Below are 19,910 nucleotides of genomic sequence, written 5' to 3'. Positions count from 1 at the left end.
TCCGCCGGCCGCTATTCGAAGTCGTCGGGGCTGAGATCCTCGAGCCGGCCGCCGCGCCCCTCAGGGGAGGTGGGCGAGAACTCCTCGCCCTCGCCGGACCGCCCCGGACGGCGGGGCTTCTCCTCCCCCGCCTCCGCCCGGGCTCTCTCCGGCTCCTCGCCCTCGATACCGCCGTCCGCCGTCGGCTCGCTCATGCTCTCCCCCGGGTTCTCGCAGGTCGGACTCTCCCCTTACCCGTGGCGCGCGTCACGGATTCGGTGCTCAGCCCCTGGGGTAGACAAAATGCGGCAGTCATGACCACCGGTTGGTTCAAGCGAGGCTCAGGAGTTCGTTGTGCTCATCGTCACGGGAACGGCCGCCAGCGCCATCCGCCACCTGTCCTGCGGACCTGGTCTGCCCGACAGCGCGGGCATGCGCATAGCGCCGCTCGATCACGAGGCCTCCCTCCTCGCCGTGGCGCCGGCGGAGCGTCCCGCCTCCACCGACGAGGTGGTCGAGGCGGAGGGGGCGCGCCTGTTCCTCGACTCCGCGGCCGCCGCCTACCTGCACGACAAGGTCCTCGACGTCCGCCTCGACGACCACGGCGCGGTCTCGTTCCTCATCAACGCCCCGACCCGCTGAGCACGGGTCTCAGCGCCACCAGTCGTCGAGCGGCGTGACCGGGACGGTCCTCTTGTGCCGGGTCGCGCGGTACACCGACTCCACCTTCGCGGCCAGCTCCGGCGGGACGTCGACGCCTTCCAGGTAGTCGTCGATCTCGGCGTACTTCAGGCCGAGCGCGACCTCGTCGGGCAGCGCGGGCCGGTCGTCCTCGAGGTCGGCGGTCGGCACCTTCTTCCAGACGCTCGGCGGCGCGCCGAGCGCCCGCAGCAGCGCCGCGCCCTGGCGCTTGGTCAGCCCGGTCAGCGGGGTGAGGTCGACGCCGCCGTCGCCGTACTTGGTGAAGAAGCCGGTCACCGCCTCCGCCGCGTGGTCGGTGCCCACCACCAGCAGGTTCAGCTGCCCGGCGATCGAGTACTGGATCACCATGCGCTCGCGGGCCTTGATGTTGCCGCGCACGAAGTCCCGCAGCCGGGGCTCGCCGTCCAGCAGCTCCCGCAGGCCCTCCGCCGCCTCGCCGGCGACGGCGTCCGCGCTCGGCTTGACGTTCACCGCGATCGACCGGTCGGGCCGGATGAACTCCAGCGCGACCCTCGCGTCCTCCTCGTCGGCCTGCACGCCGTAGGGCAGCCGTACCGCGACGAACGTGGCCTCGTGGCCCTCGGCGCGCAGCTCCTCGCACGCCAGCTGGCACAACCTGCCGGCGAGCGTGCTGTCCTGCCCGCCGCTGATCCCGAGCACGTACCCCTTGCCCGGCGTCGACCGCAGGTAGTCCTTGAGGAAGTCGACCCGCCCCCGGATCTCGTCTTCCGGAACAATGGACGCCTTGACGCCGAGCTCGGCGATTATCTGCTTCCGTAGGTTCGTCACCGGTGCATTCTAGCCCAAACGACCTCAACGTCCAAATGGCCGTGAATGCGATTATCGCGCGCCGGTTTTCACCGGCCCGTGCATCGCACTCTGCGGCGCCGCACTCAAGAATGACCAACCACGATTTACGGCGAAATGACGAGACGGGACGATGCCTGGAATCGCGATCACGAAAATAGGGGAGCAATTCACCGAAGCCGCCCGGACCGACGAGATATGCCGCCGACGCGTGTTCCGCCGTCGCTCTTCCCGTCCATTTCTCGTACCACGGCTGGAAGGACGAACTCCATCGCCGTGCTCGCCTGCCTACCGGGGAAGGTTCTGTCAGGTGGGGGCGTAGCCGTCGGCTTGGAGGGCGAACAGGCGGGCGTACTCGCCGTCCTGGGCCAGCAGTTCGTGGTGGGTGCCGCGTTCGGTGATCCTGCCCTCGCTCAGCACCACGATGAGGTCGGCGTCGCGCACCGCGCCGAGACGGTGCGAGATGAGCACGCTGGTCCGGCCCTGCCGGTGGCGCCGCAGGGACGCGTGGACGGCGTGCTCGGCGTCCGCGTCCAGGCCCGAGCTCGGTTCGTCCAGCAGGAGCAGGTCGCGGCTCTGGCGCAGGAACGCGCGGGCGAGCGCCAGGCGCTGCCACTGCCCGCCCGACAGGGCGACGCCGGAGCCCTCGTCGCGGTCGGTGAAGATCCTGCTCAGCATGGTGTCGTATCCGCGCGGCAGGGCCGCGACGGCATCGTGGACGCCGGCGCGTTCGGCGGCCTGCCGGACGCGGTCCGGATCATCCGCTGCGGACAGGTCGCCGAGCATGATGTTCTCGGCCGCGGTGAGGTCGTACTCCATGAAGTCCTGGAAGACGGCGCCGATCCGCTCGCGGAGTTCGGCCGGGTCCATGTCGCGCAGGTCCACGCCGTCCCAGAGCACGGATCCCTTGTCCGGGTCGTAGAGCCGGCACAGCAGTTTGACCAGCGTGCTCTTGCCCGCCCCGTTCACCCCGACGAGGGCGACGCTGCTCCCGCACGGGATGCGCAGGTCGACCCCGCGCAGGATCCACGGGTGGTCCTCGCTGTAGCGGAACCACACGTCGCGGAGCTCGATCCCCTGCCGCAGATCGGGAACGGGCCGGTGTCCCGGCCGCGGGGGCATGTCGGGCTCGGCGTCCACGATGGCGGTGTAGTGGCCGAACAGCAGCAGCGCGTTGTGCGCGTCCGCCCATCGGTCGACGATCGACGTCAGCGCGGCCTGCACACCGGCGACGGCGGCGACGAACATCGTGACGTCGCCGGCGGAGATGCGGCCCGACGCGGCGGCCAGCACGGCCCACACGAGCCCGCCGCCGGCGACGAGGCCGCCGACCAGGGCGAGCAGACCCTGGCCGCGCAGGGTCTTCAGGTCGACCCGCCGCTCGGCGTCGCCGGTCGCCCGGACCTCGTCGAGCATCCGGGCGCGGAAGAAGGCGCCGAGGCCGAACAGCCGCACCTCCTTGGCCGCCTCGGGCCTGGTGAGCAGCTCGCCGTAGAAGACCTCGCGTCGCATGCCGGGGCTGATCCGCCACATCGTGCGGGCCCGCTCCCGGCTCAGCCCGAGCTGGATCCGGACGGCGGGCAGCGCGGCCAGGACGATCACCGCGACGAGCAGCGGGTTGATCGCCAGCAGGGTGCCCGCGAACCCCGACAGGGTGATGGCCGCCTGGCCGATGGCGAGCGTCCCGACGATCAGCCGGTCCGGGGCGTTCTGGCTGGACTCGTGCGCCAGCCGCAGCGTGTCCTGGAACGCCGGGTCCTCGAGGCGGCGCAGCCCGCCGTGCGCGTTGACCGCCCCGAACAGGCGGGCGGCGACCAGGGCCCGCACCGCCCGGCGCAGCTGGGCCTGCGCGTAGGTGGACGCGTGCGGCAGCACGGTGACGCACAGCCCGCAGGCGGCGAGCCCCGCGGCGAGGGCCGGGAGGGAGTCGTGGTCTCCGCCGGCGGCGAGCGCGTCCAGGACGCCCTTCATCAGCCACGCCGTCGCTACCGGAGCCAGCCCGGTGAGCACGGCGAGCACGACCGATGCGGCGGTCGCGCCCGGGTGCGCCCGCCATGCCAGCGCGGCGACGACCGCGGTCCGCCGCGTCCGGTCCGGTCGGCTCACGTGCCCGCCGGCATCGGCAGGCCGGCCGGCGTGAGCATCGACGCCGTCACCACGGCGCCCTCGTCCACGATGTAGAAGCTCGGGGCCGCCGGGTGGCCGAACGCCGCGTTCAGCGGCCCGTGCCGCGGTTCCACCACGACGGTGGCGAGGGATGCCAGCGCGGCGACGAACGGCTCGGCCTCGGCGCGGTCGCCCTCGATCACCGCCAGGACGCGCCGGGCGTCCAGGGGACGGACCCGGTCGGCGAACTCGGGAAGCCGCTCCCGGCAGGAGGCGCAGGTGGTGGAGAACAGGCCCACCACCGTCGGCTCGGAGAAGAAGTCGCGGGTCACGGCGGCGCCGTCGAGGCTCGCCGCGGTGAATTCGGGCAGTGCCGTGCCGGGCGGGGTGAACGGGGCCGGAGCCCGCGCGCCCTCCAGCAGCGCGGCGTGCTCGCGGAGGCGGCGGACGACCGCCAGGGTCAGGATCAGATCGAACGCGCAGAGGGCGCCGACGAAGACGACGCCCGCGACGAGATACGGCAACGATGGTCCCTTGGGGCCTGGCCGGCCGCGTCAGCGCGGAGCGCGCGCGGACGGCACGATCAGCAGGTCGGCCAGTTCGTCGAAGAAGAGGAACACCAGGGTGAGCACCCCTCCGGCGGCCACCGCGACGGCGGCGCCGGCGGGATGCGCCGTTCCCGGTGCCGCGAGATGCGCCGCCAGACCGCCCGCGGCGACCGTCGCGAGCGCGAGGTTGCGCGCCACGTGCACGCGGCCGACCGGCGCCGCGCCCGTGCCGAAGCACCGGCAGGTCGCACGCCTGCCGGTGCGGAGGGCGCGGTGGATCGCCAGAGCGAACGCGAGCAGGACGGCGCCGGCCAGCGCGAGACCGGCCGGCGCCGTGCTCCCGATCGCCAGGAGGACGACGACCGCGGCCTCGGCGGCCACGACCGCCGCCGACGTCGCCGCCGGCGGCAGGCCCGGAGCCAGGCCGGGCACCGACCGCCGGAACGCCCGGAAGGCGTTCCGGCCGCGGAGCTTGCCGGCCACCGCGACCAGGAAGGTCAACCCGAGGACGCAGCGGGCGGCCAGCTCGACGTACGGCATGACGATCGGCGGGGGTCGGTCGCGGCTCCTAGTGGCAGTACGTCTTGCCGGCGATGATGCAGCAGTGGATGCCGGTGGAGGTCCACCAGCACGCCTCGGCGCGGGCGGTCGTGTTCGGCAGGATCCTGCCGAGGAGGCGGTCGCCGATTCGGTTGACTGCACGGATCATGGGGAAACTCCTCACGTCGAGCCGGCCGAGCCGGCTGCGGGGTTCCGACCGGCGGACGCTGCCGAAATGATCAGCGCTCGCTGGTCCAGAAGCTAACCCCGGCGATCACCGTCGACAAGGGTCCAAGCGCCGCCCGGAACCGTCTTGTGCACTCTGCGATCAAGGTCCGCCGGGCGTTGGGGCTTTCTGCCAAGGCGCCGGACCTTGACTCGGTGCCGGGGTGATGCCCAGGCGGCGCACCACCACACCCAGTAGCCGGTCTGCCGGGTAGGGGCCCCGCTGTCGCGAGTCGACGCTGTCGGGGTTGTCGCCGAGCACCACGAGCGACCCGTCCGGCACGGTGCCGCCCTCACCGGTGATCCCCGGCGGCACGGGGTCCCCGGGGAGCGCGGCCACGCGCTTGACGTTCCAGACCGGTCCGTCGGAACCCGCGGGACCCGGTAGGTACGGGCCGTCCGAGGGCGGCTCCAGCACGACGACGTCCCCGCGCCGCACCCGGTCGAGAGGCCGCCGCCGGGCGAGCACGCGGTCACCGTCACGCAGCGTGGGCAGCATGCTCGTCCCGTCGACGGTGACGACCACCAGGCGGCTGCGTGCCCAGCCGACCGCCACCAGCGCGCCCGCCGCCACGAGGCCCGCCCCGCCCAGCAGCCGTCCCCGCGTATTCGACATTCGGCTCATGGCCGACCGATCGTAGTCCCCGCTCACGCCTGCGGGAGGACGGTGATCCGCGCGATCGTGGCGGTGCCGCCGACGCGGACCACCGGCCTCGAGGCACCCTGCCGGGTGGTGGCGGTGATCGTGGACGGGGCGCCGAGGGAGTCGCCCATGTCGACGCTGATGTCGGTGATGCCCCGTCCGGCCAGGTGGGCGGCGAGGCACGCGGTGCTGTTGGCGTTGGCGATGTCTTCCGGGACGCCGATGGACGGGGCGAACAGGCGGGCGGCGAGGCGGCCCCCGCCGGTCGGCGGGGTGTGGACGTAGGCGCCGAGGAGTCCGAGTTCGTCGCAGGCGGCGCGGAGCCGGACCTGGTCGGGGGCGAGGGCGGTCAGGGCGGAGCGGGTGGGGACGGGGACGAGCATCCGGGGCCGTCCGACCGACGCGACGCGGAGGCCGGAGGCGAGGACGCCGGGTTCGATGCCGAGCGCGGGAAGGACGAGGGCGCTCTCGTGCGCCGTGGGCTCGCGCAGGTCCACGGGCCCGGGGTCGAAGTCGGCCGTGAACTGGGATCCGTTCCGGATGCAGCGGCCGGTGAAGGTGCGTCGAGAGGTGCGCAGGACGGCCCGGTGGTCGTCGCTTCCGGCGCGTTCGGCGAGGACGGCCAGGGCGGCGACCGTCCCGTGGCCGCAGGCCGGCAACTCGCCCTCGGTGGTGAAGAACCGTATCGAGACGTCGGGCCCGTCGTCCTGCGCGGAGACGAACACCGCGTGCGAGGTGCCCATCAGCGCGGGGACTGCGCGGCGTTCGGCGTCGCTGAGGGGCCCGTCGTCCAGGACGGCGGTGGGGCTGCCGCCCCGGCCGTCCCGCCGGCACGCGTCCACGATCGTGACGGGCATGCCGCGCCCGCTCACAGGCCGGGCCGGTCGATGTACCGGGCGAGCCATGCCGGCACGCTCGGCCGGGGATAGGTTTCCAGGTCGTTGCGGTAATGCTCGGGCGCCAACAGCCGGTCGTAGGGGAACGGGCCGTCGCCGTAGTCGTACTTCACCGTCGTCTCACCGCGGTTCGTGACGGTGAGCAGCAGCCGCCACCACGGCCCGGCCGGCATCATCGCCACGATCCCCCGCTGCTTGCGGACGAGCGCGGCCACCGATTCCGGCACCGGGACGACCACCGACCGGTGGTAGGACGAGAAGCGCAGGTGGGCGATTTCAGCGGAGACCGTGAAGGCGAACTCCGCCCACAGCCACTCCCATTCGGGCGGCCCGAGAAGAGCCAGTTGCTGGACGATCGGCTCGATCAGCATCGACGCCTCGGAGGCGACCACCTCGATGTCGTCGCCCGCCAAAGGGTCGTGGGGCATCGGACCGCTTGCGCCATCGGACGATCGGGCGGCGCGTTCCCGTGCGGTGAATCGTTTTTCGGCCTGTTGCGGGGGAATCGACGACGAGACCTCCTCGATGCGGCCGGAATCGCCCACCAGGAACACCGACCGCCCGACCGGCATGTCCAGGAAGGCCATCGGGTCCGTCTCATCGACGTCCACCGGCGCGTACACGCTCCAGCCCGCCTCGAAGCGATCCGCCGCCAATCCCTCCGTGGGATAGTCCAGGCCGCGAGACCGGATCCACTCCACCACCAGGGAAACCGCCTGCGCCGCGTCCATCCGCCCGACCTTCCACGTGCCGTCGAAGGCACCCTACGTGCTGCCCCGGAACTCCCGGCAGCCGCACCCGTCCCGGCCGGCGGGAGCGGCGGACCTCACAGCGTGTTCATCTACCGCCCGCGCCCGCGAACGACCACCCTGAACCGATGGAGGTTCGCTTCGCCGAGGACCACATCCGTTTCCTCGACTATGACTTTCGCGGTGCCACGGTCCACCCCATGGGAAAGCTCACGCCCACTCTGATCCGCGACGCCGACTGGAAGGCCATCAGACCCGAGATCCGGACCGCGCGCGGCGAGACCCTCTTCGTTCCGCACGACCGGAAGGCCGACCTGGAAACGTTCTGCCACCGCCACGGGATCGCCGGAGTGTCCCGTCCCGACACGTGGGGTGATCTGCTCGAGCCATTCCTCGACACCCGGATCGACGCCGATCAGGAACGCGCCACCATCGACCGGCTGCGCGCAGCCGGTTTCGCGCAGGAGGCGATCACCAGTATCCGACGGCGGCTCGCCCCCATCATGCTCGCCTACAATTTCGGCGCCATGGTCTGGGAATGGGTCCATCTCGGCCTCTTCGACCTCCTCACCGCCGCCAACGCCCCCGTCATCGACCCCGCCCTGCAAGCCGAACTCGGCGTCCCCGAAGCGTTCTACGAGTGGACGATGGCCATCGCCGACCGTCACCGCTGACCACCGAGGACGCCGGATCGGACCCTGCCGGCAGGGAGATCATCGCCGGTCGGTTCGCGTGAGAGCATGTGGGCGTGCCGAGAGATGCCGCCCGCGGGGACATCACCGAGTTCGCCGCGCAGCTCCTGGCCGCCGCCGCCGGTCCGCTCGCCCCCGCGTCGGCAGACGCTCCACAGGTGCTGCACTGTCCCGGAAGCAGGTTGCTGGTGCAGCGCGGGGACACCGAGTTGGCGGTCCGTGACCTGGGCGGCGAGCGGGCGGAGGTCCGGTTCCCCGCACCCTGGCCTCGGCAGTACGGCAAGGTGGCCGTCTCTCCCGCCGGGGACGTCGCGGTGTTCGCCGGCGTGCACGCGCTGCGAGCCGTGGATCCGTCCGGCGCCGTCCGGTGGGAGATCCGCCACGGCTGCTGGTCCGCCGCCGTGTGCACCGAGGTCCACGCCTCGTTCTCCGAATACGCCGACGATCACCACCACGGCCACGGGGACCACGGCTCGGCGGCCTTCTCCCCGGACGGCAGGATCCTCTGGGCCCACGTCCGCAAGCGCGCGGGGCACGACGTCGAGGAAGAGTGGCTGATCATCGACCCTGCCGGCGGCACCGTGCTGGCCAGGGCCGACACGATGACCGTGGGATCCGGTTCCTACCACTTCCCGCATCCGGACCCGTCGTACATGGGGCTCACCGTCGCCGAAGGCGAAGAGGACTCCCCCGTGCTGTGGGGGCACTGGGACGGCGCGAACCTCACCGTCCACCGGTTCGTCGACGAGGTCCTCCTCGCCGTGAGCCCGTCCGGGGAGCACTTCCTCACCACGGACACCGGGCAGTGGACCCTCTACCTGCACCGGGCGGCGGACGGCGTGGAGCTGCGGCAGCTGGACGCGGACGGGGCCGTTCCCCCGCTGAGCGAAGACCGCGTCGCCTGGGACTTCGAGGCGGCGTTCCCGTACGACGACATCGCCGTGGCCGGCACCGAGTACTACGCGGAGTCACCCCGCCACTGGGTCATCGACCCGCGCACGATGACCCTGCGCGGACGGATCGCTTATCCCTTCCCCGTCTCAGGCTGTGCCCGTTCCGCCGGGGAGGGAGCCTGGTACACGCTCTCCAAGGACCAGACCACCGTTCACCTGTGGACCCTGCCCTCGCCGGAATGACCCGGCCCGGACGCCGTCATCGCCGATGCGCGGTCCCGCCGGTGAACGGGCCGCCGCGCGGCCGGGTGAGCCCTCGTACTACCGGCCGCGCGGTTCCCGGGCTCAGGTGATGGTGGGGGTCAGCGGCCGCGGCGGATGCGGGCGGCCTCCATGTGGATGCGCTCCTCGGTCGCGAGGAGGTCGGCCTCGGCCTTCTCAGTGCGCAGCCGTGCGCGCATCTCGCGGAAGCTCGGGGTGCGCCGCCGCTCGGCGGCCATGGCCCGGCGTCCCGCCCGGGCACGTGAGAACCGCTGCAAGAGGCTCATGTCCGTCACTCCTCATCGCCATCGGCCCGGCTCGGGCGCCGGACCGTTGTCCCGCGACAACAGAATGCCCGCTTCACCCGACTTCATTCCGCTCAGGCGGCGGTCGTGGCGGACTCGGCCGGAGCCGTCGCGTCCTGTGGCGTGCCGTTCCGCCCGGCGGGCGTGCGGAGGCCGGACGCGATGACGGCCGCGCCGAGTGCCGCCGCCGCGACCGGGACGATCAGCGCGGCGCGCAGGCCGCCCAGTCCCCCGCCCGCCGCGACGTCGACGGCGGTCACGGCCGACAGCCCGAGCGCCGTGCCGAACTGCATGGCGGTGTACAGCAGTCCGCCCGCCAGGCCGTGCTCGTCCTCGGCGACGCCGTCGGTGGCGGCCATGGTCAGCGGCCCGTACGCCAGAGAGAAGGACAGCCCGAGCAGGCCCAGCGCCGGGAGCATGGCGGCGTAGGTCCAGTCCATCCCGACGGGCAGGAACAGCGCGTACGCGACCGCCGCGAGCACGATGCCGGCGAACAGCACGCGAGTGTTGCCGAACCGGTTCACCAGGCGGGGCGTGAGGACGGGGGCGAGGACGGTGTCCGTCCCGATGACCAGCATGGCCAGGCCGGTCTGCATCGTGCTCCAGCCGCGCAGTTCCTGGAAGTACAGGGTGGCCAGGAACTGGAAGCCCGCGAACGCGGCCAGGAACAGCAGCGCGGCCGCGTTCACCCGGACGAGCGGGGCCGTCCGCAGGATGCCCGGGCGCACCAGCGGAGACGGGGAGCGGCGCTCGATGCCGGTGAACAGCCGCAGCAGCACCAGCGCGGCGGCGAGCACACCGGCGGTCAGGAACGGGCCGTCGCCGGCGCGCTCCAGCCGGACGACCCCGTACACCAGCAGCAGCATCGCTCCGGTCAGGGTGAACGCCCCCGCCAGGTCGAAGCCGTCCGAGGTTCGCTCGCCGCCCGCGTCGCGGACGAGGACGAGCGCCGCCACCAGGATCAGCGCCGAGAGGACGACCGGAGCGAAGAACACCCAGCGCCAGCCGATCGAGGTGAGCGCGCCGCCCGCGACGACGCCGAGCGAGAAGCCGCCCGCCGCCGTCCCCGCGTACACGCCGAGCGCCCTGGTGCGCGCCGGTCCCTCCGGGAAGGCGGACGTGACCAGCGCCAGCCCGGCGGGCGCCATGAACGCGGCCGCGACGCCCGTGACGAACCGGGCGAGCAGCAGCGTCCAGCCTTCGGTGGCGAGCCCGCCGAGCCCGGAGAAGACCAGGAAGACCGCCAGCCACAGCACGAACATCCGGCGGTGGCCCAGCAGGTCGGCGGCGCGCCCGCCCAGCAGCATGAACCCGCCGTAGCCCAGCACGTAGGCGCTGACGACGCCGCTGAGCATCCCGGTGGACAGCCCCAGGTCGGCCCGGATCGACGGGAGCGCCACGTTCAGCATCGCCACGTCGATCCCCTCCAGGAAGATCGCGCCGCACAGCACCAGGAGCACGCCCCATGAGCGGCCTGTCAGGCGCCCGCCGGATCCGGTGACGGAATTGGACATCGGTGCTCGACCCCCTCTCGCGGGAACCGCGTCCCGGGGCGGTTCCCCGAGTGCCCGCCGGTTCCCTCTTGTTACCGGCAGAATCCTCGGGCACCATCGGTGACCATGGAAGACGGCACTCTCAAGTCCCTCGGTTACTGCGCGGATACCGGCGTCGACGACGACGTTCTCCAGTGGGACCAGCGCGCGGACTGCGAGGTGCGGCAGATCCTCGACCGCATCGCCGACAAGTGGTCGCTCCTGGTGATCGCGCTGCTGGACAAGCGGAGCCTGCGCTTCACCGAGCTGCGGCGCGCGATCGACGGGGTCAGCCAGCGGATGCTGACCCGCACGCTGCGGCATCTGGAACGCGACGGGCTGGTGAGCCGGACGGTGCACCCGACCGTCCCGCCTCGGGTGGACTACGCGCTGACGCCGATGGGCGCGACCCTGCACAGCACCATCCGGGCCCTGGTCGGCTGGACGGAGGAGCATCAGAACGCCATCGCGGCGGCGCGCGCCGCCTATGACCGGCGGATGGCCGCCGAGCAGGAGGCCGCCGAACGCGAGGCGGCCGAACGCGACGCCATCGCCCGGGCCGGGCGCTTCCGGTAGCGTCCGGCCGTTGTCGAGGTTGCGGCGGGGGGGCGCTCGCGCGCGTGACGCCCATCTGAGCCGTCGCCATGGAGCCGGTCATGGCGACGACTCGGCGGCGGGGTCAGGCGGTCATGGCGGAGCGGATGTCGGCGAGGACGGTCTCGGCGGCGAGGGGCCCGCCGGCGCTGTTCCAGGCGGAGCCGTCGACGGTGACGGCGTGCTTTTCCCGCACGGCCTCGAGGCGGGTGAAGTTCGGCGTCTTCTCGGCTTCGGCGAGGGCCTTCTCGCTGGTGGCCTTGTCGCCGAGGGCACCGAAGAACAGCCAGTCGCCGTCGATGGTGTCGAGCTTCTCCAGGCTCACCGGTTCGCTGTGGCCGACGCCCGCGCCCTGCTGGTCCGCGGGGCGGGTGAGGCCGAGGGCGGTCAGGGTCTCGCCGACGTGGCCCTTGCCCTTGCCGACGACGGACGGGGCTCCGTTCTGCCAGCGGATCACGCTGGTGACGGCGCCGGCGTTGGCGCAGGTGGTGCGCACTCTCGCGGGGAACGGCCCGCCGGGCGCCGCCCTCGTCGTGCTGGACCTGCGGCTCCCCCGCGTCCTGGACGCCCTGCTCGCCGGACTCGCGCTCGGCATGAGCGGCGCCGTGTTCCAGTCGCTGTCGCACAACCCGCTGGGCAGCCCGGACATCATCGGGTTCGGCAACGGCGCGTCGGCCGGCGCACTGCTCGCGATCATCGTGTTCGACGCCGGGACCGCGCGGACCACGCTCGGCGCGCTCGCCGGCGGCGGCCTCACCGCGCTCGCCGTCTACCTGCTGGCCTGGCGCGGCGGCGTGCACGGCAACCGGCTCGTGCTGATCGGCATCGGCGTCTCGGCGGCCCTGGAGGCGGTGATCAAGTTCCTGTTCGTCCGCGCCGACCTCGGCAAGGCCGCGCAGGCCGCCACCTGGATGGTCGGCAGCCTCGGCGGGCGCGACCGGGACGACGCCGCCGTCGCCGCGGGCGGCCTGCTCGTCCTCGGCCCGCTGCTGTTCCTCCAGGTCCGGCGGCTGACGATGCTGGAGATGGGGGACGACGCCGCCTCCGCCCTGGGCGTCCCGCCGAGCGCGCCCGGCTCGCGCTGCTCGCCACCGCGACCGGGCTGACCGCGATCGCGGTGGCGGCGGCCGGGCCGATCCCGTTCGTCGCGCTCGCCGCGCCGCAACTCGCCCGCCGCGTCACCCGCGCCACCGGGCCGGGCGTCCTCACCGCCGGGCTGACGGGCTCCGTCCTGGTCGCCGCCGCCGACTGGACGGCGCAGCGCCTGTCCGGTTCCGCGCTCCTGCCCGTCGGCGTGGTGACCGGCGTTCTCGGTGGCGCCTACCTGGGCTGGCTGCTCCTCGCCACCCGCCGCTCTCCCGCCCGCTGACGGACGGAACCGGCCGCGAGCACGACCGGGAGGATCGAGCCCACCGCCGGCTCGCTGCGCGTGCTCGGGTCGTCCCCGGCGGCCGGGCCGTCGCATCTGGCGCGCGTCGGGTTCGTCGCGCAGGACACGCCCGTGTACGGGTCGTTCAGTGTCGCCGACCACCTGCGGATGGGCGCGCCGCTGATCGCCCGGGGGCTGGAGACCGGCACGCACCGGCTCGTGTGGAACCAGAGCGTGACCCGGCGCCGCTGACTCACCGTCAAGACCGTGTCCGTGGCGCTGGCCGGCGCGGCGTTCACCGGTGCGGCCGCCGCACTGCTCAGCTGGGCGGCCCATCCGTTCGACGAGGCGACCGAGGACCGCTTCTCCGCCATCGTGTTCGGCGCCCGCGGCATCGCGCCTATCGGCTACGCAGTCCTGGCGTTCACGCTCGGCACCGTCGTCGGCCTGCTCGTGCGCCGGACGCTGCCCGCGATGGCCGTCACCGGCGTCGCCGTCTGCACGGCATCGCGGTCCCCGGCTCCCCCGGCGCCTGGATCAGCGGCATCAGCCCGTTCCGCACGGCGGACGGCCGGACGCTGAGCGGGGCGAAGTTCGACGCGTGCCTCAACAGCCCGCAGCGGACCGGCGCGGGCGGGCGGTTCGGCGACACCGCCGTCTGCCTCGGCCGGCTCGATCTCCACGTCGATGTCACCTACCAGCCGAAAGACCGCTACTGGACCTTCCAGGGGCTGGAGACCGCCGCCTATCTCCTGCTCGCCGGGCTCCTCGCGGGATTCGGCCTGTGGCGCATCCGGCACCGGATGAGCTGAGGCTCAGACCAGGCTGGTGCGGGGTGCGGTCAGGCGGCCCGCGGCGTAGTCGTCGACCAGGTGGCGGACCGTCTCCATGGCGTCCTGCTTGTTCGTGCCGATGAAGCCGGTCGGGCCGCGCTTGATCCAGCCGGTCGCGTACACGCCGGGCAGGACGGCGCCGCCCGGTTCGGTGAGGACGCGGCCGCCCGCGTTGGGCATGACGGCGCGGGCCTCGTCGAACGGGACGCCGGGGACGGCGGTGCCGCGGTACCCGATCGAGCTGAGCACCAGGCCGGCGTCGAGCGTCTCGCGCTCGCCCGTGGGCTCCACGCGATCGCCGGAGCCGGGGACGTAGGCGTTGCGGGCCAGCTCGACGCCCTGCACGCGGTCGCCGCCGGTGATGGCGAGCGGCGATGCCAGGTACCGCAGGACGATCCGCCTCCCCCCGCCGGAGGCGGGTCGTCCGGCCAGGTCGCGCAGCAGCCGGATCTTCTGCGAGGTGGCGGGGTCGGCGGCGCCGTTCTCCAGATCCAGGTCGGCGGAGTCGAGCACGAGGTCGATGCCCGGCGTCTGCATGAGCCCGACGAGTTCCGGCACCGTGAACGCGGAGTGGGCGATGCCGCGCCGGGCGACGATCACGACCTCCTCGACGCGGCTGCCCCGCAGCGCCTCCAGGGCGTAGGGGGCGATGCTCGTGCCCGCCAGGCGCTCGGGATCGGCGGTCAGGATGCGGGCGACGTCGAGCGCGACGTTGCCGTTGCCGACGATGACGGCGCGCTCGTGCGACAGGTCGAAGCGGCGGTCGGCGAAGTCCGGGTGGCCGTTGTACCAGGCGACGAACTCGGTGGCGGTCGCGGTGCCGGGCAGGTCGCGGCCCGGGACGTCGAGGCGCCGGTCCGCGGACGCGCCGACCGCGTAGACCACCGCGTGGTGCCGCTCGAGGAGCTCCTGGTGCGCCACGTCCCGGCCGACCTGCGTGCCGTAGACGATCCGCAGCCCGTCCTGCGCCACGATCCGGTCGAACAGCTCGCTGACCTGGCGGGTCTTCACGTGGTCGGGGGCGACGCCGGTGCGCGCCAGCCCGTACGGGGTGGACAGCCGCTCGTACATCGTGACCCGCGCGCCGGGGACGGTGAGCACCTCGTCCGCCGCGTACATGGCGGCCGGGCCCGTCCCGACGATCGCCACGTCCAGCGGCTCGCGCCCCTGCGGCACGGTGAGCGGCGGGACGTGCGGCGCCAGCAGCGGCCGCGGCCGTCCGTCCGCGTAGAACGCCGCGTTGATCGGCACGAACGGCTCCTGCGACTCCGCCAGCCGGTCGTGCGGGACGATCGCGTCCACCGGGCACGCGCTCACGCAGGCGCCGCAGTCGACGCAGGCGACCGGGTCGATGTAGAGCATGTCGGACGTGAGGAAGTCCGGCTCGTCCGGGGTGGGATGGATGCAGTTCACCGGGCAGGCGTAGACGCAGGACGCGTCGCCGCAGCAGGACTGCGTGACCACGTGGGGCATGGCGGGGGCGGTTCCTTAACAGGTCAGGCGGCGCGGCTCAGGCGGCGTGCGCCTGGCGGTGCGGCTCGCCGCGGTAGCGGGACGGCTTGCCGTCGATGCCGCAGGCCTTCCAGACCTTCCGGGCGGCGGGGTTCATCAGGCCGAGCTCCTCGGCGAGCATCCGCACGTCGCCGAAGTAGTTCCGCAGGATCGCCTGGGACTCCTCGCTCCGCCAGAAGGCCTCGCGCATCACCTTGCGGGGGATGTCGAACTCCTTGGCGAACTGCCGCGGCGGCGCCATGATCGCGCCCGCGAGCCAGCGCATGACCAGCGGGTAGGCGATCGAGGTGACGCCCTTGCCGACCTTGCCCTGCCGCGCCACGTGCTCGTTGAGGAACCGGTGCGCGAAGGAGATGTGCCGGGCCTCCTCGGCGATGTGGATCTCCATGGTGCGCAGCAGCGCGGGCGGGCGCGCGGCGCCGTCCCGGATGACGTCCTTCTGGAAGTGGTCGATGGGCTCCTCGCCGGCGAGGATGCCGATGAAGAACAGCACCGGGGCGTAGGCGGCCAGGTGCCAGAGCGAGGAGGTCGCCCGGTAGGGGGCCCTCATGCCGGGGGCGTCCACGCCGGTGCGGTTGACCAGCTCCTGGAACATCTGGATGTGGTTGCACTCCTCCGACATCTCGTGGAGGCAGTACCGGAACTCCGGGGAGCCGTTCGGCAGCTTCATCGCGTACTGCATCATCCCGCGGATCAGGATGCTCTCGAAGCTCAGCCCGACCTTCTGCATGTTGGCGGTGCGCCACAGCCCGATCGCGATCTTCTTCTCGTCCGGCTGGGCCTTGTACCAGGGGTGCGCGCCGAGCGGGTCGCAGTCGGGCAGCGTCCAGCGCGGGTCGGAGGCGTCGACGGCGAACTCCGGGGAGTCCCAGTCGATGTCGAGGTAGGGGTCGAACCGGCGGTGGACGGACCCGTTGGAGAGGGTCCGCAGGAACTCGCGGTACTCGGTCACCTGTGCCATCGGGGACCTCCCAGATCGTTTACACTTCCTCTATGAACTGTAAACAGTGACCGCTTACCGGGTCAACGGAGGCCGGCTGTGGGACCCGTCATAGAATCGGCGCATGCCGAGGCAGGACGGGGACATCCACGCCCGCATCCTCGACGCCGCCGCCGCGTGCCTGACCGAGGGCGGGTTCAGCTCCAACCGGATGCTGTCGGCGATCGCGCGCCGCGCCGGGGTGTCGCGGCCGACGCTGTACAAGTACGGCGGCACCCTCGACGAGATCAAGGAAGCGCTGATCGAGCGCGAGCTCACCGCCTACCTCGCCGAGGCCGTGCCGATCATCGACGCCGCGCGCTGGGACGCCGACTACGTGTCCGACCTGCTGGCCTTCCTCATCGGCCGGGCCCGCGCGCACCCGCTGCTGTCGGCCGCCGTCCGGGACGTCCCCGACATGGTGCTGCCCTGGTTCACGGTCCGCGCCGACATCACCGTCGCCCGCGTCACCGCCCTCGCCGCGCCGGTCGTCCAGCAGAAGATCGACCGGGGCGAGCTGCCGCCGGTCGACGTGCCGGTCCTCATCGACGTGCTGACCCGCATCGTGCTGTCGCTGGTCTTCGTGAACAGCGCCGGCGTCGACGCCGACGACCCGGCGGACCTCCGCCGCTACCTGCGCACCGTCACCGGGTTCGTCTCGCTCCTGGCCAAGCCCGGCGAAGGCGCCGCCCCGGCGGCGTCCGCCCGCTGACCGCCGACGGGCCGGGCCATGTCCAACGGCTGCGCGATGTCCAACGGCTGCGCGGTGAGCACGGGCTGCGCGGCGGCCGCGACGGCGGTGGCCGCCCGGACGAACGCGGCGACGGCCGGTGAGCGGGAGTCCTGCGGCCAGGCGATGGAGAACTCCGCCGGCGGCAGGTCGCGGACGGTCCGGTAGGCGATGCCGGGACGCGCGTGCCGCCGCGCGATCGACACCGGCACGAACCAGATGATGCCGCCCAGCTCCACCAGGCTCAACAGCTCCGTCAGGTCCCGGACGGGCCGCCGGCTCCCGGCGAACGATTCGCGCTCGGCGGGCGGCCGCGGCCGGCCGTCCCCGCGTGCCGGGTCGGGCGGCAGGCCGCCCAGCTCGGCGGGCTTCCCGTCGGGCAGGAACCGGCCGGCGAAGTCGGACAGGCGCAGCGAGGAGCGGGCCGCCAGCGGATCGGACGCGGCCAGCCCGGCCAGCCGGGGCTCGGTCAGCAGCGGCTCGACGTCCAGGCCGCGGCCGTCGGCCAGCTCGGGGACGATCGCGACGTCCGCGCGGCCGTCGCGCAGCGCGGCCTCCTGGTCGCCCCGGCCGCCCAGCACCAGTTCCACGGGGATCGCCTCCGCCTCGCGCCGGTAGGCGGCGAGGAACTGCGGCAGCAGCCCGGCGTCGAAGTCGGCCTTGAGCGCGAGCCGCAGCTCGGGGGCGGGCCGTCCGGCGTGGCGGGTCCGCCGCGCGGCGGCGGTGATCGCCTCCAGCGCGGTCCGGGCGTCGCGGAGCAGCACCTCCCCGGCGGCGGTCAGCCTGACCTGGCGGGTGGTGCGCTCGAACAGGTGCACGCCCAGACCGCGTTCCAGTTCCCGGATCGCGCGCGACAGCGGCGGCTGCGCCATGCCCAGCCGCTCCGCGGCCCGCCGGAAGCTCAGCTCCTCGGCCACGGCCACGAAGTACCTGAGCTGCCGCGACTCCAGATCATTCATATCACCAGGGTATCAATGCGGACCGGATCGATCCTTCAGCTTCGCGGCGGCGGCGGCTTGACTCGTCGGTACGGGCGCCGTTCCGGCGCCCGCCCTCGCACCGCTCTGGAGACTCCAATGATCGTCATCACCACGCCCACCGGCAGGATCGGCCGGCGGGTCGTCGACGGCGCGCTCGCCGCCGGCGCTCCGGTCCGCGTGATCGTCCGCGACGCGTCCCGGCTGCCCGCCCAGGTGCGCGACCGGGCCGAGGTGGTCGAGGGGTCGCACGGCGACCCCGACGTCGTGGCCAAGGCGTTCGCCGGCGCCGACGCCGTCTTCTGGCTCGCGCCGCCGGACCACCGGGCCGCGAGCCTGGACGACATCTACTCCCGCTTCGCCGGGCCGGCCTGCGAGGCGTTCAAGAGCGAGGGCGTCCAGCGGGTCGTCGCCGTCTCCGCCCTGGGCCGCGGAGTGCTCCCCGTCGCCGGCCACGTGACGGCGACCCTGGCGATGGACGACCTCATCGCGAGCACCGGCGTGCACTACCGGGCGCTGACGGTGCCGACCTTCATGGACAACATGCTCGGCCAGGCGGAGAGCATCAGGAACGAGGGCGTGTTCTTCTCGGCGCTGTCCGGGGACCGCGAACTGCCGACGTGCTCCTGCGGCGACATCGCGGACGCCGCCGTGAAGCTGCTGCTCGACCCGTCGTGGACGGGGCGCGGCGACGTGCCGGTGCTCGGCCCGGAGGACCTGTCGAACGACGACATGGCGCGGATCATGACCGAGGTCCTCGGGCGGCCGGTCCGCCACCAGCAGATCTCCGTCGAGGCGTTCAAGGAGAGCATGCTCGCGCGCGGGGTGTCCGAGGCGAACGCCCAGGGGCTGGTCGAAATGGTGGTGGCCAAGGAGAACGGCCTCGACGACGCCGAGCCGCGCACGCCCGAGTCCTCCTCGCCCACCACCTTCCGCACGTGGTGCGAGGAGGAGCTGAAGCCGGCCGTCCTCGGCTGATCCGCTGGGCGCTTCCCCGGCCCGGGCGCCGCGTCCGCGGCCCCGGGCCCGCCATGGGGACGCGGATCAGGCCGTCACGAGATCCGGGCGAGCCGGCGGCGGGCCGCCCGTCCCATCCGCTCGCCGGAACCGGCGTGCGCGCCCTCGGCCTTGCGGGGCGGCGCGCCCGCCGGAGGGACCCGGACCTCGATGCGCCCGTCGTGTACCCGCGTCTCGAAGCAGGGCTCCGGCGTGCTCGCCGGGCCGCGGACGATGCCGCCGTCGGCGAGCCGGAAGGTGCTCCCGTGCCACGGGCACGTCACGCAGCCGTCCGCGATCGTGCCCTTGTCCAGCGGCCCGCCCATGTGAGTGCACGTCGCCTCCAGCGCGTACACCCGCTGCTCCGCCCGGTAGAGCATGATCGGCACGCCGTCCACGTCCACCGTGCGGTGCTCGCTGTCGGGCAGCTCGTCCTCGCCCAGGACCGGCGTCCAGTCCTGCGGGCCCTGCTGCCACGCGGTGCGGTTGACGTTGACGCCCATCACGAAGGACAGGTGGCCGCCAAGGTAGGCGCCGGCCGACAGCACCGCGAACCCGGCGAGGCCGAGCGCCCTGCCCGCGCGGCGGTCGCCGCGGGCGCGCATGGCCATGGACGCCCCGTACAGGCTCAGCGCCGTCGTGTTGGCCATGGCGTGGACGAGGCCGACCCGCCGCTCGGCGCCGAGGGTGTCGGCCCAGTCGTTCAGCCCGGTGAGGGCGGTGGGGACGGCGGCCAGCACGCCGGCGCCCACCAGCATGTCGGCGGCGGGCTCGGCGGCCGGGCCGCCGACGGCGTCCAGCAGCGTCGAGCACGTCCACGCGCCGACCGCGACGTCGGTGAGCGGCGGGTGCAGGGGATGGCCCAGGTTGGTCCCGCTCAGCAGGTTCCGCACCAGGCGCGGGCCGATCAGGCGCTGGACCGCCTTGCTCACCGGCCCGGCGACCCTGTCCAGCGCCTCCGCCTTCTCCAGCCGGCGCACCATCCTGTGCGGCATGCTCATCACTGCCTCCCCAAGGCCCAAGAGAACGATCACGTTCCGTG

The 19,910-nt window shown here is 73.2% G+C and carries 24 protein-coding genes and 1 pseudogene; 9 read left to right on the top strand and 16 right to left on the bottom strand.

Annotated features, from left to right (window positions below):
* Nucleotides 1-11 precede the first annotated feature (11 nt).
* Nucleotides 12-194, bottom strand: coding sequence for a hypothetical protein (locus ACA514_RS19560; RefSeq protein ID WP_375042607.1), 183 nt, complete (start codon nt 192-194; stop codon nt 12-14).
* Nucleotides 195-333: 139 nt separating this feature from the next.
* Here ACA514_RS19560 and ACA514_RS19555 point away from each other — a divergent pair, with 139 nt between their 5' ends.
* Nucleotides 334-621, top strand: a complete 288-nt coding sequence (locus ACA514_RS19555; protein WP_375042606.1) for a Fe-S cluster assembly protein HesB — start codon at nt 334-336, stop codon at nt 619-621.
* Nucleotides 622-630: 9 nt separating this feature from the next.
* Here ACA514_RS19555 and nadE read toward each other — a convergent pair whose 3' ends face one another.
* The 8 genes from nadE to ACA514_RS19515 all read right to left on the bottom strand — a co-directional run bounded on the left by nadE (nt 631) and on the right by ACA514_RS19515 (nt 7,177).
* Nucleotides 631-1,470, bottom strand: coding sequence for an ammonia-dependent NAD(+) synthetase (gene nadE, locus ACA514_RS19550; protein ID WP_375042605.1), 840 nt, complete (start codon nt 1,468-1,470; stop codon nt 631-633).
* Nucleotides 1,471-1,794: 324 nt separating this feature from the next.
* Entirely contained in the window at nt 1,795-3,594 is a 1,800-nt protein-coding gene (locus ACA514_RS19545) for an ABC transporter ATP-binding protein (protein ID WP_375042604.1), read from the bottom strand.
* A complete protein-coding gene (locus tag ACA514_RS19540) occupies nt 3,591-4,118 on the bottom strand; it encodes a TlpA family protein disulfide reductase (RefSeq protein ID WP_375042603.1) in 528 nt (175 codons plus the stop codon). Before ACA514_RS19540 ends, ACA514_RS19545 begins: the two co-directional genes overlap by 4 nt.
* Before the next feature lie 30 nt (nt 4,119-4,148).
* A complete protein-coding gene (locus ACA514_RS19535) occupies nt 4,149-4,682 on the bottom strand; it encodes a MauE/DoxX family redox-associated membrane protein (RefSeq protein ID WP_375042602.1) in 534 nt (177 codons plus the stop codon).
* Between the two features lie 28 nt (nt 4,683-4,710).
* Nucleotides 4,711-4,851, bottom strand: a complete 141-nt coding sequence (locus ACA514_RS19530; RefSeq protein WP_375042601.1) for a hypothetical protein — start codon at nt 4,849-4,851, stop codon at nt 4,711-4,713.
* Between the two features lie 159 nt (nt 4,852-5,010).
* The gene (locus tag ACA514_RS19525; protein WP_375042600.1) at nt 5,011-5,523 is read right to left on the bottom strand and encodes a S26 family signal peptidase; all 513 of its coding nucleotides are present in this window, start codon (nt 5,521-5,523) and stop codon (nt 5,011-5,013) included.
* A 32-nt stretch (nt 5,524-5,555) separates the two neighbouring features.
* Nucleotides 5,556-6,407 (bottom strand): PhzF family phenazine biosynthesis protein, encoded by an 852-nt coding sequence (locus ACA514_RS19520; RefSeq protein WP_375042599.1) that lies wholly within the window; start codon nt 6,405-6,407, stop codon nt 5,556-5,558.
* A gap of 11 nt (nt 6,408-6,418) precedes the next feature.
* Entirely contained in the window at nt 6,419-7,177 is a 759-nt protein-coding gene (locus tag ACA514_RS19515; protein ID WP_375042598.1) for a hypothetical protein, read from the bottom strand.
* Between the two features lie 146 nt (nt 7,178-7,323).
* Here ACA514_RS19515 and ACA514_RS19510 point away from each other — a divergent pair, with 146 nt between their 5' ends.
* Complete coding sequence (locus ACA514_RS19510; protein ID WP_375042597.1) at nt 7,324-7,869, top strand: hypothetical protein; 546 nt, start codon at nt 7,324-7,326, stop codon at nt 7,867-7,869.
* A 74-nt stretch (nt 7,870-7,943) separates the two neighbouring features.
* The gene (locus tag ACA514_RS19505; protein ID WP_375042596.1) at nt 7,944-9,023 is read left to right on the top strand and encodes a hypothetical protein; all 1,080 of its coding nucleotides are present in this window, start codon (nt 7,944-7,946) and stop codon (nt 9,021-9,023) included.
* Nucleotides 9,024-9,142: 119 nt separating this feature from the next.
* Here the strand turns inward: ACA514_RS19505 and ACA514_RS19500 are convergent, their stop codons facing one another.
* The gene (locus ACA514_RS19500) at nt 9,143-9,328 is read right to left on the bottom strand and encodes a hypothetical protein (protein ID WP_375042595.1); all 186 of its coding nucleotides are present in this window, start codon (nt 9,326-9,328) and stop codon (nt 9,143-9,145) included.
* 92 nt (nt 9,329-9,420) lie between these two features.
* Entirely contained in the window at nt 9,421-10,860 is a 1,440-nt protein-coding gene (locus ACA514_RS19495) for an MFS transporter (protein ID WP_375042594.1), read from the bottom strand.
* Nucleotides 10,861-10,965: 105 nt separating this feature from the next.
* On the opposite strand from ACA514_RS19495, the gene ACA514_RS19490 reads away from it, so the two are divergent.
* Nucleotides 10,966-11,454, top strand: coding sequence for a winged helix-turn-helix transcriptional regulator (locus ACA514_RS19490; RefSeq protein ID WP_375042593.1), 489 nt, complete (start codon nt 10,966-10,968; stop codon nt 11,452-11,454).
* A gap of 103 nt (nt 11,455-11,557) precedes the next feature.
* Here the strand turns inward: ACA514_RS19490 and ACA514_RS19485 are convergent, their stop codons facing one another.
* Nucleotides 11,558-11,968, bottom strand: coding sequence for a hypothetical protein (locus ACA514_RS19485; RefSeq protein ID WP_375042644.1), 411 nt, complete (start codon nt 11,966-11,968; stop codon nt 11,558-11,560).
* Here ACA514_RS19485 and ACA514_RS19480 point away from each other — a divergent pair.
* The 3 genes and pseudogenes from ACA514_RS19480 to ACA514_RS19470 all read left to right on the top strand — a co-directional run bounded on the left by ACA514_RS19480 (nt 11,934) and on the right by ACA514_RS19470 (nt 13,423).
* Nucleotides 11,934-12,841 (top strand): annotated as a pseudogene (locus tag ACA514_RS19480) (FecCD family ABC transporter permease). The gene ACA514_RS19485 and the pseudogene ACA514_RS19480 sit on opposite strands and share 35 nt — an antisense overlap.
* A 60-nt stretch (nt 12,842-12,901) precedes the next feature.
* Nucleotides 12,902-13,093, top strand: coding sequence for a hypothetical protein (locus ACA514_RS19475; protein ID WP_375042592.1), 192 nt, complete (start codon nt 12,902-12,904; stop codon nt 13,091-13,093).
* Between the two features lie 15 nt (nt 13,094-13,108).
* Nucleotides 13,109-13,423: a hypothetical protein gene (locus ACA514_RS19470; RefSeq protein WP_375042591.1), complete on the top strand. Its 315-nt coding sequence runs from the start codon at nt 13,109-13,111 to the stop codon at nt 13,421-13,423.
* Nucleotides 13,424-13,656: 233 nt separating this feature from the next.
* Here the strand turns inward: ACA514_RS19470 and ACA514_RS19465 are convergent, their stop codons facing one another.
* The gene (locus tag ACA514_RS19465; protein ID WP_375042590.1) at nt 13,657-15,147 is read right to left on the bottom strand and encodes an FAD-dependent oxidoreductase; all 1,491 of its coding nucleotides are present in this window, start codon (nt 15,145-15,147) and stop codon (nt 13,657-13,659) included.
* Nucleotides 15,148-15,184: 37 nt separating this feature from the next.
* Nucleotides 15,185-16,147, bottom strand: a complete 963-nt coding sequence (locus ACA514_RS19460) for a diiron oxygenase (protein WP_375042589.1) — start codon at nt 16,145-16,147, stop codon at nt 15,185-15,187.
* A gap of 103 nt (nt 16,148-16,250) precedes the next feature.
* Between ACA514_RS19460 and ACA514_RS19455 the strand changes: the two genes are divergently transcribed.
* Nucleotides 16,251-16,877, top strand: coding sequence for a TetR/AcrR family transcriptional regulator (locus ACA514_RS19455; RefSeq protein ID WP_375042588.1), 627 nt, complete (start codon nt 16,251-16,253; stop codon nt 16,875-16,877).
* Here the strand turns inward: ACA514_RS19455 and ACA514_RS19450 are convergent.
* Nucleotides 16,796-17,854 (bottom strand): LysR family transcriptional regulator, encoded by a 1,059-nt coding sequence (locus tag ACA514_RS19450; protein WP_375042587.1) that lies wholly within the window; start codon nt 17,852-17,854, stop codon nt 16,796-16,798. The genes ACA514_RS19455 and ACA514_RS19450 overlap by 82 nt on opposite strands.
* 117 nt (nt 17,855-17,971) lie before the next feature.
* On the opposite strand from ACA514_RS19450, the gene ACA514_RS19445 reads away from it, so the two are divergent.
* Complete coding sequence (locus ACA514_RS19445) at nt 17,972-18,850, top strand: NAD(P)H-binding protein (protein ID WP_375042586.1); 879 nt, start codon at nt 17,972-17,974, stop codon at nt 18,848-18,850.
* A 74-nt stretch (nt 18,851-18,924) separates the two neighbouring features.
* Here the strand turns inward: ACA514_RS19445 and ACA514_RS19440 are convergent, their stop codons facing one another.
* Nucleotides 18,925-19,869 (bottom strand): Rieske 2Fe-2S domain-containing protein, encoded by a 945-nt coding sequence (locus ACA514_RS19440; RefSeq protein ID WP_375042585.1) that lies wholly within the window; start codon nt 19,867-19,869, stop codon nt 18,925-18,927.
* Nucleotides 19,870-19,910: the final 41 nt, after the last annotated feature.

The sequence above is a fragment of the Actinomadura sp. NTSP31 genome, from assembly GCF_041951385.1.
Lineage (GTDB): Bacteria > Actinomycetota > Actinomycetes > Streptosporangiales > Streptosporangiaceae > Spirillospora > Spirillospora napierensis.
This window is presented reverse-complemented; position numbering and strand designations above follow the sequence as displayed.